Source organism: Wolbachia endosymbiont (group A) of Sympetrum striolatum, assembly GCF_947250715.1.
Taxonomy (GTDB): domain Bacteria; phylum Pseudomonadota; class Alphaproteobacteria; order Rickettsiales; family Anaplasmataceae; genus Wolbachia.
This window is the reverse complement of the sequence record NZ_OX366342.1, coordinates 574,541-588,844: the sequence shown is the minus strand read 5'-3', so window position 1 is coordinate 588,844 and position 14,304 is coordinate 574,541. Positions and strand designations below refer to the sequence as shown.

At 35.1% G+C, this 14,304-nt stretch carries 17 protein-coding genes; 10 read left to right on the top strand and 7 right to left on the bottom strand.

Annotated elements, in window-relative coordinates; genetic code table 11:
- Positions 1–3: 3 nt before the first annotated feature.
- Positions 4–966, top strand: coding sequence for a malate dehydrogenase (mdh, locus tag OOK87_RS02870; RefSeq protein ID WP_264688006.1), 963 nt, complete (start codon positions 4–6; stop codon positions 964–966).
- Here the strand turns inward: mdh and OOK87_RS02865 are convergent.
- Genes OOK87_RS02865 through OOK87_RS02855 form a run of 3 tightly spaced genes read right to left on the bottom strand, consistent with a single transcriptional unit; the run spans position 941 to position 2,862 of the window.
- A complete protein-coding gene (locus tag OOK87_RS02865; RefSeq protein ID WP_253307176.1) occupies positions 941–1,750 on the bottom strand; it encodes a TatD family hydrolase in 810 nt (269 codons plus the stop codon). The two genes, mdh and OOK87_RS02865, sit on opposite strands and share 26 nt — an antisense overlap.
- Before the next feature lie 16 nt (positions 1,751–1,766).
- Complete coding sequence (locus tag OOK87_RS02860) at positions 1,767–2,252, bottom strand: RNA pyrophosphohydrolase (RefSeq protein WP_253307175.1); 486 nt, start codon at positions 2,250–2,252, stop codon at positions 1,767–1,769.
- On the bottom strand, positions 2,245–2,862 hold the full coding sequence (locus OOK87_RS02855; protein WP_253307174.1) for an AAA family ATPase: 618 nt from the start codon (positions 2,860–2,862) through the stop codon (positions 2,245–2,247). The genes OOK87_RS02860 and OOK87_RS02855 overlap by 8 nt, the downstream gene beginning before the upstream one ends.
- Positions 2,863–3,042: 180 nt before the next feature.
- On the opposite strand from OOK87_RS02855, the gene rsfS reads away from it, so the two are divergent.
- Genes rsfS through OOK87_RS02835 form a run of 4 tightly spaced genes read left to right on the top strand, consistent with a single transcriptional unit; the run spans position 3,043 to position 5,483 of the window.
- On the top strand, positions 3,043–3,369 hold the full coding sequence (gene rsfS, locus OOK87_RS02850) for a ribosome silencing factor (RefSeq protein ID WP_253309997.1): 327 nt from the start codon (positions 3,043–3,045) through the stop codon (positions 3,367–3,369).
- Positions 3,360–3,557, top strand: a complete 198-nt coding sequence (locus OOK87_RS02845) for a hypothetical protein (protein ID WP_264688005.1) — start codon at positions 3,360–3,362, stop codon at positions 3,555–3,557. The genes rsfS and OOK87_RS02845 overlap by 10 nt, the downstream gene beginning before the upstream one ends.
- Before the next feature lie 60 nt (positions 3,558–3,617).
- Positions 3,618–4,868 (top strand): tyrosine--tRNA ligase, encoded by a 1,251-nt coding sequence (tyrS, locus tag OOK87_RS02840; RefSeq protein WP_264688004.1) that lies wholly within the window; start codon positions 3,618–3,620, stop codon positions 4,866–4,868.
- 54 nt (positions 4,869–4,922) lie between these two features.
- Positions 4,923–5,483: a hypothetical protein gene (locus OOK87_RS02835; RefSeq protein ID WP_253307172.1), complete on the top strand. Its 561-nt coding sequence runs from the start codon at positions 4,923–4,925 to the stop codon at positions 5,481–5,483.
- Positions 5,484–5,581: 98 nt separating this feature from the next.
- Here the strand turns inward: OOK87_RS02835 and OOK87_RS02830 are convergent, their stop codons facing one another.
- Positions 5,582–5,803: a hypothetical protein gene (locus OOK87_RS02830; RefSeq protein WP_264688003.1), complete on the bottom strand. Its 222-nt coding sequence runs from the start codon at positions 5,801–5,803 to the stop codon at positions 5,582–5,584.
- Between the two features lie 203 nt (positions 5,804–6,006).
- Between OOK87_RS02830 and OOK87_RS02825 the strand changes: the two genes are divergently transcribed.
- Positions 6,007–6,474 carry an SWIM zinc finger family protein gene (locus OOK87_RS02825; RefSeq protein WP_264688002.1) on the top strand — a complete coding sequence of 156 codons (468 nt, stop codon included), beginning with the start codon at positions 6,007–6,009 and terminating at the stop codon, positions 6,472–6,474.
- Between the two features lie 751 nt (positions 6,475–7,225).
- On the opposite strand, the gene OOK87_RS02820 is transcribed toward OOK87_RS02825, so the two are convergent.
- A complete protein-coding gene (locus tag OOK87_RS02820; RefSeq protein ID WP_264688001.1) occupies positions 7,226–8,098 on the bottom strand; it encodes a hypothetical protein in 873 nt (290 codons plus the stop codon).
- A 115-nt stretch (positions 8,099–8,213) separates the two neighbouring features.
- A complete protein-coding gene (grxC, locus tag OOK87_RS02815; protein ID WP_264688000.1) occupies positions 8,214–8,564 on the bottom strand; it encodes a glutaredoxin 3 in 351 nt (116 codons plus the stop codon).
- 68 nt (positions 8,565–8,632) lie between these two features.
- Here grxC and ribF point away from each other — a divergent pair, with 68 nt between their 5' ends.
- The 4 genes from ribF to OOK87_RS02795 are packed head-to-tail and all read left to right on the top strand — an operon-like array spanning position 8,633 to position 12,708.
- Complete coding sequence (gene ribF, locus OOK87_RS02810) at positions 8,633–9,565, top strand: riboflavin biosynthesis protein RibF (protein ID WP_264687999.1); 933 nt, start codon at positions 8,633–8,635, stop codon at positions 9,563–9,565.
- Entirely contained in the window at positions 9,562–10,038 is a 477-nt protein-coding gene (gene lspA / locus OOK87_RS02805) for a signal peptidase II (RefSeq protein ID WP_096617753.1), read from the top strand. Before ribF ends, lspA begins: the two co-directional genes overlap by 4 nt.
- A gap of 29 nt (positions 10,039–10,067) precedes the next feature.
- Positions 10,068–11,411, top strand: a complete 1,344-nt coding sequence (locus OOK87_RS02800; RefSeq protein WP_264687998.1) for a M16 family metallopeptidase — start codon at positions 10,068–10,070, stop codon at positions 11,409–11,411.
- The gene (locus tag OOK87_RS02795) at positions 11,398–12,708 is read left to right on the top strand and encodes a M16 family metallopeptidase (protein ID WP_264687997.1); all 1,311 of its coding nucleotides are present in this window, start codon (positions 11,398–11,400) and stop codon (positions 12,706–12,708) included. Before OOK87_RS02800 ends, OOK87_RS02795 begins: the two co-directional genes overlap by 14 nt.
- Before the next feature lie 2 nt (positions 12,709–12,710).
- On the opposite strand, the gene purN is transcribed toward OOK87_RS02795, so the two are convergent.
- Complete coding sequence (purN, locus tag OOK87_RS02790; protein WP_187297655.1) at positions 12,711–13,277, bottom strand: phosphoribosylglycinamide formyltransferase; 567 nt, start codon at positions 13,275–13,277, stop codon at positions 12,711–12,713.
- Positions 13,278–14,304: the final 1,027 nt, after the last annotated feature.

Genomic DNA, 14,304 nt, shown 5'->3' with positions numbered 1-14,304 from the left:
AAAATGACAGTACAAAGAAAAAAAATATCTTTAATCGGTGCAGGAAATATCGGTGGAACTCTTGCCCATATGATTGCACTAAGGGAACTCGGCAATGTTGTTTTACTTGATATTAGTGATGGAATACCGCAAGGTAAAGCACTCGACATAGCAGAATCATCCCCTATTGATGGATTTAATTCTGGTTTAACTGGAACTAATCAATACAAAGATATAGAAAATTCTGATGCAATCATCATAACAGCAGGCATTGCTAGAAAACCTGGAATGAGCAGGGATGACCTCCTGCAAACCAATGCTAAAGTAATGAAGGAGGTTGGTGAAAATATTAAGAAGTATTCTCCAAATGCGTTTGTAATAGTGGTTACCAACCCTTTGGATGCCATGGTTTCAGTGGTGCATAAATTTTCAAACCTTCCAACTAATATGGTTGTTGGAATGGCAGGAGTGCTTGATTCTTCCCGTTTCCGTTATTTTCTTGCAAGTGAATTAAATATTTCAGTTGAAGATATATCTGCTTTTGTGCTTGGAGGACATGGTGACACTATGGTACCACTCATTAATTGCACTTCTATCGCTGGCATTCCACTTACCCAAGTTATCGATATGGGTCTCATTACGCAGAAAAAAGTTGATGAAATAGTTGAACGCACTCGCAATGGCGGTAAAGAAATAGTTGATCTGCTTAAGTCTGGATCTGCATACTACGCTCCTGCATCTTCAGCTATATGCATGTTAGAGTCATATTTAAAAGATAAAAGGCGTATATTACCATGTGCTGCTTACCTTAATGGTGAATATGGTGTAAAAGATTTGTTTATTGGTGTTCCTGTAATTATTGGAAAAAATGGAGTTGAAAAGGTCCTAGAAGTTAAGATGGATAATAGTGAACGAGAAATGTTCGATAAATCTGTGAATGCAGTGAAAGAACTATTTAGGCTCATAAGCAAATCAATGGTTTTATAGAACTTCCTTGTAGCTCAAGTTTCGTAAACAGCCTAAAAAAGTTGCTTGTGGTTATTTCTGCTACTTTGTCGGGTGACTCATTCCATAACTCTGCCAAACAATCCACAACATATTTTACCATTGCTGGTTCGTTCTTTTTTCCTCTGTAAGGCTCAGGTGATAGATACGGTGCATCAGTTTCAACCAAAACACGTTCGCGTGGTACACCTTGTGCAATTCCTCTGAGTAAGCTCGCATTTTTAAAAGTAATGATTCCAGAAAATGAAATATATAACCCTAAATCTATAGATTGATAAGCAAGCTCTTTAGAGGAAGCAAAGCAGTGCATTACTCCACTAAAAGCACAGGTTTTCATTTCTGACTTTAACATATCGATCATCTCACTATCAGCACTCCTAGTGTGAATAACTAAAGGTAACCCTGTTATTCTTGCTGCTTCTATGTGTGATGCAAAACTTTTTTTCTGATTGTCTTTGTTGTCAGATTTATAAAAATCTAACCCGGTTTCACCGATACTAATTACCTTTTGATTCTTAGTAAATTCAACTAATTCATCAGCATGTATACACTCACCGTTTTCTATAGCAGCATCAAGTGGATGTATACCAACAGAGAAGTAGACTTGATCGTAGGATGAAGAAATTTTTAATAATTTAGGGATATCATCAATGCTTACGCATATGTTATGCAAAATTTTTACACCATTTTGCTCTGCCCTTGAAATTACTTTTGGTATTTCATCATCGGAAAAATAAATCAAGTGGCAATGAGAATCTACTATCATGAGCTTATTGTAAATTTTACTCAATAATAGAGGTTTTTATTATAGAAGAAAACTCTTCTATCACTGTCTTATAAACTTCTTTTTTAAATGATATAGCATTGGCTACTAAATCATCTATACTTTGCCAACGCCACTCTTTGAACTCTGGATGATCAGTATAATTAATATCAATATCCTTATCCTCTCCATAAAATTTCATTAAGAACCACCTTTGCTTTTGACCAGAATATTTCCCATTCCAGCACTTTGGTATAACTTCTTCAGGCAAGTTGTAGTATATCCAATCCTTGCTTTTAGTTATAACCTTTACTTTATTAGTACCAACTTCCTCTAGCAACTCACGTAACGCTGCTTGTTCCAGTTCCTCACCATCATCAACACCTCCTTGTGGCATCTGCCAGTAAGAGTCGCTATCAAAGCGTTTTCCAATAAAGGCATGTCCTTGTCTGTTAAATAGCATTATGCCAACACAAGGACGATACTTATCTTTCTGCTCAACCACGAGTACGCTCTGTTTTTAAATGATTTGTTACAGAAGTTTTAATTAATTTTCCATTTTTTTCTTCCTTCATCTCTTCAACAATTTTCTTTGCAACTTCCTTTGCACTTAAGTTTGAGTTATCAATTTCAAGTGTACCTTCCGGTATAAATAGCCTTTTCCCTTCAATTCTTTTCATAACAAAATCCGAATCAATAATTTTATTTTTCCGGCATCTCTCCTTTGAGTGAATACGCCTTGCTAGTTCTTCGTCATTACAATGTAACACTACAGGAAGAATTTCCATATCCATTTTTTTACTTAAATTTACCACAGAGTTGTATATTCTCTGATCATAGGGGTCACCCTCTATCAATTCATTTGTAAATATATAATGTTTTGATTTTATGTAGTGTTTTTCTAGTATTGCTAATATATTTTCCCTAACTGCAAAAATTTTTTCCCATAGTTCATCTGGAACTTCAGCATCCTGCAATTTAACAATATCAAATATAATATTATTGAATAGATTATTGCTTACTATTACTGCATCAATGATTTTACACAGTTCCTTTGCAGTAGTAAACTTACCACTGCCTGGAAAGCCGATTAAGTAGATGAGAGTCTTGTCCATAATGAATACTAGTAGAAAGCTATTTTCAATTATATATAAAAGTATATCATTGTACATGCTAAAAACATGATGATAAAATAGATGCAGGTAATACCTTTTTAACGAACAGTCGCGTTGAAAATAGTTCATATTTAGAGATTTTGAGTGTATAATTATAAGTAAATTAAATAATTTAAGATGATGACTAATGTATCCAGTGATACAGAATCAATAAAAAGCATGATTGTAAGTATAATAGATCAAAATAAAGGTCACGATATAGTTACTCTCGATGTGCAGAATAGAACCATTATTGCAAAATATATGATTATTGCATCTGGTGATTCAAGTCGCCATGTGAAAGCGTTAGCTGAACACGTAATAAAAAGTCTCGAGCGACATGATAAAATAGATGTAGAAGGTATGGATGAAGGCAATTGGGTGATTTTGAATTTTCAAGGCATAATGGTTCACATATTCAGGTCAGAAGTAAGGGAGTATTATAAAATAGAAGAGTTATGGAACTGATTGCCTGGATAGCTGGTGCACAACTGAACAAACGTTGTAATTTTGAAGGCAACTCCTGCACAGGTAGTGGTGTCATGAAAGTAGCTGACACTGGAATCCAGTTTTTCATGCAATTTCATCGAAAACGTTGTATAGTGTGCTTGTTTATAATTAAGTTTTCTGGATCCCAGTGTTGGCTACTTGGATGACATCTTTCCCTATTAGGGTTACCTTCGGCATTAATGACAGGATAGACTGGGGTTTATAAAATGAAATACAAGTCCGAGTTTTTAAATTTTATCCAAGAAAGAGGGTACCTATACCAATGTACAAATATTGAAGAGTTAGATCAGCTATTATCCGAAAATAATCATATAGTCGCATACATTGGGTTTGACTGCACAGCACCAAGTCTTCATGCTGGTCACCTAATTCAGATTATGATGCTCCGTCACCTGCAGAAATTTGGTTATAAGCCGATAGTCTTACTTGGAGGTGGCACAACAAAAATTGGTGACCCATCCTTCAAAGATAAAGCAAGAAGCATCTTGCCCGTAGAGAACATCAATCAAAATACATCCAGCATAAGGAGAATATTAGAGAAAATGGTGTCTTTTAATGACAGCAAGACTGGTGCAATGATAGTAAATAACGCAGATTGGTTGGATAACATAAAATACATAGATTTTTTGCGTGATATAGGAGCTTATTTTTCTGTAAATCGTATGCTAAGTTTTGATAGTGTGAAAACCAGGCTGGATAGAGAGCAAACCTTAAGCTTTCTGGAATTTAATTACATGCTATTGCAGGCTTATGATTTTGTTGAGTTGAATAAAAAGCATGGCTGTCGTCTGCAGATTGGAGGGTCAGACCAGTGGGGAAATATAGTAAACGGAATTGAGCTTGGAAAAAAGTTGAATTTACCTGAGCTGTTTGGCCTTACTGCCCCTCTTTTATTGAATGCTCAAGGGGTAAAAATGGGCAAAACTGAAAGTGGAGCAGTGTGGCTTGATGATAATATGCTAAAGCCTTACGACTACTGGCAATATTTTCGCAACGTTGATGATCAAGATGTTGGACGTTTTTTGAGATTGCTCACTGATGTGTCAATTGATGAGATCAAAAAGTTAGAATCCTTAAAAGATCAGGAAATAAATGAAGCAAAAAAAGTTTTAGCAACAGAGGTGACAAAAATATGTCATGGTGAAAAAGAAGCGGAACTTGCACTATCTGCTGCAGTCTCTGCTTTTGAGAATGAAGATAGCTCACTACTTCCTGATTACATCATAAAAAAAGCACAAGTTGCAAGCGGCATATCCTTAGTAAACCTACTGCGTGACACCGGTTTTGAACCTTCAAAAGGCGCAGCAAAGCGTTTAATACAGGGCAACGGGTGCAAAGTTAATGATAATATTATAAATGACGTTAACTATATAATAAATTTCGAGAGCTTTAAAGGTCAGCCATTTATAAAATTATCTGCAGGAAAGAAGCGCCATATTAAAGTTGTGGTAGATTAGGTCTCGAAGTAAGAAAACAAATTTTATACAAGTGAGAAATTAGATAATGATGATATGAATGACTTAAATCAAATATATTTATCTAATCATAAGCCTATATCGAATCTCTTTTTAAATTTGGATATTATTACGTTACGTGAAGCATTAGAATATGTACATGAGCTGCCTTATGGACGCAATTTTGACCGCACAGATTGTATATCAGTATTCAATGAAAGACGAGGAACGTGTAGTACAAAACATGCTCTGATTTATAAGTTAGGTTGCGAATGTGAAATCGACATAACGCTACACATAGCTGTCTTTATGATGAATAAAGTGAACACTCCGAAAGCTTCTGCAATTCTAAATGAGTATAACTTACTACACATTCCAGAAATGCATTGCTATCTTCGTTACGAAAGCCGAATTATTGACATAACTTTTCCAGGAAATAACATGTTATTAAAACTGACAGAGGAAGAAAAAATTGAGCCAGAACACCTTGGAAGCTATAAAATAGAAAAGCATAAACAATTTATTGAGAGCTGGCTGATCAGTAACCCAACCATACCGTATAACATGGAGCAAATTTTCAAAATTCGAGAATTATGTATAAAGCGATTGGAAAGATAGTAGAAAGCGAAATTCTATTATATATAGCTAAAGTGGCTTAGGTTTACCTACAATTTGAAAAACAACAAATTCGTCATTCCGCTACTCGTTAGCGGAATCTATGCTGAGATACCGCGAATGAATCCATAGCTGTACGAACATTCATTTTTGAAGGTAAATTGCACAGCAAATGGTGTCATTCCAGTGCTTGACACTGGAATCCAGGAATTTTGCTTATAACTGAGCTGATGAGCTAAAGGTAGTTGTCTTACGCTAAAACAAACGTTTTTAATTAAGTTGCATAGAAGCTGGATCCCAGTGTCTGGGCACTGGGATGACACACCACTGGTGGCCCAAACTACAACGTTCGTACAGTTGTGGAATGAATCGCGGTATGACGTAGGGAAACCTTTCTTGAGTTAGCTATAGCACTATAAAGTTGTCCGCAGGGCCATATAAAAGTTGTGGTGGGTTAATAAATTTTTATGGAAGAAAGGATATATTAGAAAATTGAGGGCTTTATATATGAAATAAGGAGGCAAAAATGAGACTGTATTATAAAGATATCACAGTTCTTATCAAAGAACCCTACCTCTCTAGCGGAAGAGATTATTTTAACAAAGGAAAGGTACAGATTATATCTGTTAATGAATCTCAAGCTAAATCAAAGGTAGTTGGATCAAATGTATATCGAGTAACACTAAAGCACGATGGTCCTCTTTTCAGTGGAACATGTTCCTGCCCTGCATTCTGTTACTTTGGTCCATGTAAGCATATGGCTGCAACAGGTTTTGCTTTGATTGATCTTGACAGAGAGGAGTATCGGTCGTCTGCGCGCCCAGATGAACAGACTCTCTTTGAAAGGTTTTTACTTAAAAAAACAAAGCAAGAGCTAATTTCAATAATTATTCGTTCCAGTGAACATTATCCTGAGATTTTTGAAGAACTAGAGGATAAAGAATATGAGCAATTCACTCAAAGTAAGTTTTCAAAATCCGAGAATTATGTATAAAGTGATTGGAAAGATGGTGAGATCAGGTAATCTATAGCTGATCCAAGGAAGACATCATACCGCCGCGGCGCTAACAAGTAGCGGGATGACGAGGTTATCGTCATGCCACCGCGAACCGTCATACCGCCGCGGTATCTCTTAGCCGCTAACAAGTAGCGGGATGACGGTTGTCGTTTAGCCATAAATGTTTAAGAAATTTACCAAACGAAAAAAAAGGCAAAAGAAGCCTTAGTCATTGTCTATTTTCAGTATTGGCGTTTTTTAAGTCTTAAACACTGCAATTTAGCTGCTTTTAAATGCAACTCACCTTTGTTTAAATGTTTAAGAAATTTACTAAGCAGAAAAAAAGGCAAAAGAAACCCCGTGTTAGCTAGTTGTCACTTTCTAATCCTGCAAATTGGCGTTCTCTACTGTCTTAAACGCTTTGTAAGCGCGTTTCGTCTTATATAGCTAGAAATGTTGTGAAGACATAAGGTGCACATAGTGCGAAAAATTAAAAATAAGACGCCAAGTACGTTGTTTTTTTGCTGTTTAATCTGCACAGATGAAGATAACTGAATACCTTCAGTACCATGATAAGGGGGCTGGCGAAGGGTGTCAAGTAAGTTTTTTCGTTTCTGAGGGCTACTGAATAACGGCTACAATGTTTGTACAGCTATGTACATAGTGCTGGAACCAAAAAAAGAACCAAGTAGCTTGGCTACTTGGATGACAAAAGGTAATACAAGAAATCTATTGGCTCTCGTATACCTTAGTGAAACTTAACAAGTTTATCTATAGTTTTAGTGATGATTCTTGGAGTATCCGGAGAAACTGCTGAGCTCAGCCTATTTAACCTTTCTATAGCAAACTCGCTGTTCTCATTTGCTATGAAATCACATAAAATATTTTCTATATCCTTAGTAACACTTTCATGCTTCCTCAGAGGATGATTATGTGGATACCTATTGATGGTTCTGATGCTAGAATACTCAACAAAAGCTTGATCCTTAAAAGCAAGTTGTCTCAATTTCTCTTTGAATTTTCCTTCTTCCTCTTTTGCTAAAAGGCGGGACTTTATCAGTGATTTTATAATCAAATTTATAGCTTGATGTATTTCAGAATGCACTATAACTTTAATAGTATTTTCCTCTACTATACAATCATAAATACTTTTTTCGCTCTTTAATGACTCTATAAGCGTTCTGCTATTTTGTGAATTCAATTCCAAATTCTCTTCACTCATAGGAGTTATTATAAAGGTATTCTTATTTACTCTGATGTTAAATTGTGGAGAGCCTTCAGAAAAAGAAAATGCTACATTCTTAGATTCAAGTGCGTGATTGTATGCAGCAAAAAGGGTATGTGCTATAACACTGCTGGGCACCTTCATTTCATGTTTACTCAGGTGGTTCAATACATTTTCAACCTCATGATATGTAAAGTCTGTATCTTTTAGCAATTCAACAACTTCTCCGCCGTTGTGCTGTTTATACTCTATTCTCACTTCTTCTGTAAAAAGTGTTTTAGCTGCTATATGTTTATCAAGCACTGTGAAAATCTTGATGAAATTCTCTAAATCTTGTTTGTTAACTAATTCGATACTAATTAAGTTTCTGCTAATAATTGAAATATTTTTTGTCATTTTTTCCCACTAAAAAAACTCACTAAATGAATTGTATTTTTAATTCATTAAGAATTGTTTAAAGTGAGCATACTAGTTTTCATTTACGTATTACACGACAAAACAAGATAAAAAGTTACATAAAATCATCATGTGGTATAACACACTTTCCACATTCATCATTGCTGTTTGTGTAGGTTGTGACATCAGTGTGATTGTCATTATTATTTAGCATATCATCCAACTTTCCTTCTTTTTCAAGATCCATCAATTTGTCACACCCCCCCATGTGCTTATCGTTAATAAAGATCTGTGGAACTGTTCTAACGTTATACTTTGATTTTATGTCGTTAAATAGATCTGAGTTTTTGAGCACATCGATTTCTTCATATTTCACCCCTTTTTTATCCAGTAACTCTTTTGCTTTTTTGCAGAATGGGCAGTGATGCTTTACATATATTATAACTTTTCCTTTAGTATTTTTCACAATTTATCTCCGTAGCTTGCTAAAATATAGTTATTATATATAAGAAACATGTAAAAATATCAAATTGTATGAAAATTATTTATAATTGTGAGCAAGGGATAGAAAATAATATAGCACTAACCTTCGGAAATTTCGATGGCATTCATTTAGGACATGAATTTGCAATTTCCACTCTAAAGAAGGTAGCACAAGAAAGAGGATTACCCTCTGCAGTTTTAACTTTTGAGCCTCACCCATCAACTGTTTTATTTGGTAGAAACAATTTTAGGTTAATAGACCAAGAACAAAAAAAGGAACTAATCAGCAGCTATGGTATAGATTACTTGTATATTATTAATTTTAGTAGAGGTTTTTCTGAGGTTAGCTGCGATGACTTTATCAGTGAGATTTTAATAGATAAATATGGCGCTAAACACATAATTGTCGGAGAAAATTGTACTTTTGGTCATAAACGATTGGGTGATATATTAACTCTAGAGAAATATTCTGAAACATATGGATACTCTTTGACTAAATTAGAGCCATTAATAATTGACGGCAAAATTTGCTCTTCTTCTTCAATCAGAGAGTATGTACAGAAAGGTGAAATAGACATTGCTAATAAATTACTTGGTAGACCTTATCAAGTTTCTGGTGTTGTGACAAAGGGTGCGTGTAGAGGTAGAGAAATAGGATTCCCAACCATAAATATTCCTATAGAAGATTGCATGATAAAACCAAAATTTGGTACATATTACGCTAAAGTGATGTTTTCTTATAATAACCCAAACTGGTTATATGGAGTAGTCAATATTGGTATGAGACCTACATTTAAGGATCTGAAAAAGCCTATAATAGAAATGCACATATTCGATTTTGATGAAGACTTATATAATCATAAAGTTAATATACAACTTTTAAAATTCATAAGGTCAGAAAAAAAATTCCATAGTATTGAGGAGTTAACAAAACAGATAAATTATGATATACTTAAAATTTATAGGTTAAAGGCAAATTTATGAAAAAGTTATGCTTAATTGTTATATTAATTATAGTATTGATTGACCAAACGAGCAAATTGTACATAAACTCATTGATTGATGAGGGAGAATCAATTGAGATCGCTAGCTTTATAAAGCTAGTTGAAGTTTGGAATTCAGGCATTAGTTTTGGAATGTGTAGCGCTTTACCGCATGGCGGTTTCTTTTTTTCAGCATTTTCAATACTAATAATTGGTATACTTGCATACTTGATATACAAGTCTGATGATCAGTCAACTTACCTTGGGTTTTCTCTGATGATTGGTGGAGCAATCGGAAACGTAGTTGATAGGATTTATTGGGGAGCTGTATATGATTTCATATATTTTCATATTGATGATTGGTATTGGCCAGCTTTTAATTTAGCGGATTTATCTATAGTTTGTGGAATGTTTACATTGTTATATAAGTGGTATATATACGATATGTTTATTTCCAAACAAAATGAGGAATAAAATAATTGTTTTTATATTAGGTCGAAATAATGCTTCATAAGTTTTTTAGTTTTCTTATACTACCTGCACTCTTTTTTACTTACCCAATTTCTTTGAAGGCTTTAAGCATAGAGCACGACATAAAACATGCTAAACTCAGTAACGGACTAGATGTCTATGTTGTTCCTAATCATCGGATTCCAGCCGTTTTACATGCAGTAATGTACAAAGTTGGGGGAATGGATGATCCAATTGGCAAAGCAGGATTGGCTCACTACTTTGAACATTTAATGTTTGAAACTACAGGGAAGTTCACAGATATAGAAGCCACTATGAGTAGCATTGGGGGGGCCCAGTTTAATGCGTTTACTACTAAGGAATATACCTGTTACTACGAATTAGCCCTTAAAAATGACTTACCACTGGCAATGGAAGTTGAAGCAGACAGAATGGGCAATTTTAATGTTACTCAAGATAAAATAGAAAGAGAAAAAAACATTGTACTGGAAGAGAGGAAGATGAGATTTGATAATCATCCTAACAACTTATTACGGGAAGAAATGAATAGTGCATTTTACCGTAATGGCTATGGTAGATCTGTTATTGGCTGGGAGAGCGATATTAAAACTTACAATCAGGATGACATAGTGAGGTTTCATAATAACTATTATCACCCCGGCAATGCAATATTATTGATTGTTGGTGATGTGGAATTTGATGAAGTTGTGAAGCTAGCAGAAGAAAAATATGGTGACATTAAGTCTAAGGCAGTAATTAGGCATTATCCAAATCAGGATCCAGTGCATAATGCAGGCTTATCGGTGATTTTAGAGAGCACTGAAGTAAAAGAACCAGTTTTATATTTTCGTTATCGTGTTCCCTTATTTGATCACATAAATGAAGCCTCTGCTGCTCATTTAGCGGTTGACATTTTAGGTGGCGGCAAATCCAGCAAACTGTATAAAGATTTGGTTCTAGATAAAGATGTGGCAGTATCAGTATCTGCTTATTACAATAGTTTAACTTTTAGTGATGGCTATATTGATATTCAGGTCATTCCAAAAAGTGGGGTTAATTTAGGCACTGTTGAAAGAGAATTAGAAAATTCTATTAGTAATTTTATGTCCACAGGAATAACAAGCGAGGAATTGCAAAACTCGAAGTATAGGTACAAGGCAGCAAAGTTTGACAATTTATCCAGTTTAAATAGTATAGCATTTTTTTATGGCTCACACTTAGCGCTTGGTATTCCACTTGATGAAATAGATATTTCATATAGCAAGATTAATGATGTCAATCTAGAGGATGTAAATAATAAAATCTGTGCTATTTTTTCTGCTAATAAGTTAATTGGTCGTTTGTTGCCAAAAGGAGATGATAATGAGAATAAGTAAATTTGTACTCCTATTTTTTTTCTGTCTAGGCTTTAATTTACAAGCAAGTGGTAACCTAAATATAGAGGAGGTCACTACCCGTAAAGGATTTAAGTTTCTATTTGTTGAAAACCACGATTTACCAAAAATTTCACTTAATATATCATTCAAAGATGCAGGTTATGCATATGAAAATGTAGAAAAACAAGGACTTACCTGGTTTACTTCTCTTATAATTCAAGAAGGGGCAGGAAAAAATGATGCCAAAGATTTTGCAAAAAGGCTAGAAGATAAAGGGATTAGTTTAAATTTTATTGCTGGTTTAGAAGCATTTAGAGTTTCATTAGATGCTTTATCAGAAAATCTTGAAGAAGGTATTTCATTATTGAGCGACGCTATAATGCGTCCTAAAGTTGACCCTGAAGGGTTGAATAGAGTTTTCGAGAAAGCCAAAGTTGATTTTAATAATCTTGAAAAAAATCCTTTTTTTGTTGCTGGAAAAGAATTGAATATGTTATTGTTTAAAAAACATCCTTACTCAAAAAGTGAATATGGAACTCTTGACACTGTAATGAGCATTACTAGAGATGATGTTTTAACATACATAAAGCGTAATTTTGCTAAAGATAACATAGTTATCAGTGTTGCTGGTTGTGCAAAAAAAGAAGAAATTATTACATTATTAGATAAATATTTATCTAAATTGCCGTCAAAAAGATCAAAAGTTAGAAAAATACCTGTGAAAAATGATTTTGGTCCTGCAGAGAATAAAAACATTTTTATGGATATACCACAGAGTGTAATATTTTTTGCTCAAAAAGGCATAGCTTATGAAGATCCAGACTACTATAATGCTCAAGTCTTGATTAATGCGCTTGGCAGCATGGGGCTGAATTCAATATTAATGAAAGAACTGAGGCAAAACTTAGGCATTACTTATGGTGTTTATGCGAGTATTATTCTCAATAAACATGGGAACATTATGATTGGAAGTCTTAGTACTGATAGTTCTACTGCCAGTCAATCAATATCAGCGGTAAAAGATACATTTAGCAGGATAAAAAAGGAAGGAATTGATGAGCAGTTGTTTCGGGATACAAAAATTAGTATGGTAAATTCCTATGTTTTCTCTATGTTTAATAATAACAACATAGTTGCAAAACTAAATAATATTCAGACAAACAACCGCGATATTAACCATATAAATGATTTTGTGAGCTATATTAATGACGTTAAATTAGAGAAAGTAAACGAACTGGCAAGCTCTTTACTGGAACCCGAAAATTTATTTTTTGTTGAAGTTGGGAGAAACACTTAAGGTCAATAATTAATATTTTCTGCTATTGATCTTACTGCTTCTACATAACACTTATGCTCCTCAGCTAGAATGCGTTCTGAGAGGCTTTGAATATCATCAGCTGGTAACACTGGCACAGCAACTTGAGCAATTATGGCTCCAGCATCAATTTCAGGAGTGACGTAATGTACAGTACAGCCTGCGATTTTTACTCCTGCTTTTAGAGCTTGCTCTTGAGCATTTAGGCCCTTAAAGGACGGAAGTAGAGAGGGATGAATATTTATCACCTTGTTATTCCATTTACTGAGAAAATTAGCTTGCAGGATTCTCATAAACCCTGCAAGGCAAATTAAATCAACCTTATGTTGAACAAATATTTCGTGAATTTTATCAGCATCAAGTGGTTTATCTCTAACAATAAACGCTGGCACTCCTGCTTGTTCTGCTATTTTTAGGCCAGCAGCTTCGCTATTATTTGTGATAGCGCACACAACTTCTGCAGGAAAATTACGATTTTGACATGCCTCTATCAAGGCCTGCATATTTGATCCCCTGCCTGAAATTAGTATACCAAGTTTCACCTTTTTCATTTTGTGCAATTGATTTGGTGTAATAATTAATGTTAACAAAATAACTCAAAAAGTAAATCTATACCTAAAGTGACTTAGGTTTACCAACGATTTGAAAAACAACAAATTTGTCATTCCGCTACTTGTTAGCGGAATCTATCCTTGGCGGTATGACGTAGGAAAACCTTTCTTGGGTTAGGTGTGCCGTAGAGACACAAAGAATGTTCAAGTAAGAGCAAACTAAGTGCAAAAGCTACGCAATAGATGAGGGTGGGCCCCTCGGAGCCGGTTTACAAGAGCAGGCTTCAAACAACTATAAGCTGCTTTGGCAAGGTAGTGAGCGTTATGGAAAAGGCACAATTATATGTCATGTAAGGAATGGAGAGATGAACGAAAGTGAACCACTGATGAAGTGTCGAAACCTTTTAAATGACGTCGAAACCAGGGGTCTAACTTAACCTGGGATAAATCTATCGGGAGCTTGTTTACCGGATAGGTGGCGTCCGGCATAGAGGTGGCGTGAATCTATTTTGGGCTATTGCGTGGAACTGCGGGAACCTGTCGTTTCGATGATAAGGGAGAAATCCAAGGAGCTAAACTCCAAGGGTGAGAGTACCGATGCGAAAAACAGGGGCGCGTAGTAGTGAAGAAGTCTCTGTAATGGAAATGGAGCGAAGGGATTTAGTTTTAATTGTTTTGTCAACCAGAAATGGGATGAGCAATTGATTAAAACAGAGTCCTTGATTATGCTATAATTAGTAGCAAGGGCCGAATAATGGGAGCTGTGTGAGTCGAGAGGGTGCGCCGTGGTACGCATTAAGAAATACTTAGCAGAGCTAAGCGGGGTTCAGAATAAATGGCCTCGAGGTGAACAACTAACTTTAACCCGAAAGGGAAGGAGGACAAGAGCATGTATGTAAAGCGAGAGTTATCTGAAGATGTGTAAGATAACGGCTTGCAACACCTGATCAATATGGTTAAAGCTAAACTGCTTGAATTCTAATCTTCAGGGGTGGGACTTCACATCCATGGGTATCGCATTTAAAAC

Excerpts from the sequence above, each read along its gene's own strand:
- mdh (WP_264688006.1), top strand. The coding sequence starts at position 4 with ATGACAGTACAAAGAAAAAAAATATCTTTAATCGGTGCAGGAAATATC.
- OOK87_RS02865 (WP_253307176.1), bottom strand. The coding sequence starts at position 1,750 with ATGATAGTAGATTCTCATTGCCACTTGATTTATTTTTCCGATGATGAA.
- OOK87_RS02855 (WP_253307174.1), bottom strand. The coding sequence starts at position 2,862 with ATGGACAAGACTCTCATCTACTTAATCGGCTTTCCAGGCAGTGGTAAG.
- rsfS (WP_253309997.1), top strand. The coding sequence starts at position 3,043 with ATGACTAATGTATCCAGTGATACAGAATCAATAAAAAGCATGATTGTA.
- OOK87_RS02845 (WP_264688005.1), top strand. The coding sequence starts at position 3,360 with ATGGAACTGATTGCCTGGATAGCTGGTGCACAACTGAACAAACGTTGT.
- tyrS (WP_264688004.1), top strand. The coding sequence starts at position 3,618 with ATGAAATACAAGTCCGAGTTTTTAAATTTTATCCAAGAAAGAGGGTAC.
- OOK87_RS02835 (WP_253307172.1), top strand. The coding sequence starts at position 4,923 with ATGAATGACTTAAATCAAATATATTTATCTAATCATAAGCCTATATCG.
- OOK87_RS02825 (WP_264688002.1), top strand. The coding sequence starts at position 6,007 with ATGAGACTGTATTATAAAGATATCACAGTTCTTATCAAAGAACCCTAC.
- OOK87_RS02820 (WP_264688001.1), bottom strand. The coding sequence starts at position 8,098 with ATGACAAAAAATATTTCAATTATTAGCAGAAACTTAATTAGTATCGAA.
- ribF (WP_264687999.1), top strand. The coding sequence starts at position 8,633 with ATGAAAATTATTTATAATTGTGAGCAAGGGATAGAAAATAATATAGCA.
- lspA (WP_096617753.1), top strand. The coding sequence starts at position 9,562 with ATGAAAAAGTTATGCTTAATTGTTATATTAATTATAGTATTGATTGAC.
- OOK87_RS02800 (WP_264687998.1), top strand. The coding sequence starts at position 10,068 with ATGCTTCATAAGTTTTTTAGTTTTCTTATACTACCTGCACTCTTTTTT.
- OOK87_RS02795 (WP_264687997.1), top strand. The coding sequence starts at position 11,398 with ATGAGAATAAGTAAATTTGTACTCCTATTTTTTTTCTGTCTAGGCTTT.
- purN (WP_187297655.1), bottom strand. The coding sequence starts at position 13,277 with ATGAAAAAGGTGAAACTTGGTATACTAATTTCAGGCAGGGGATCAAAT.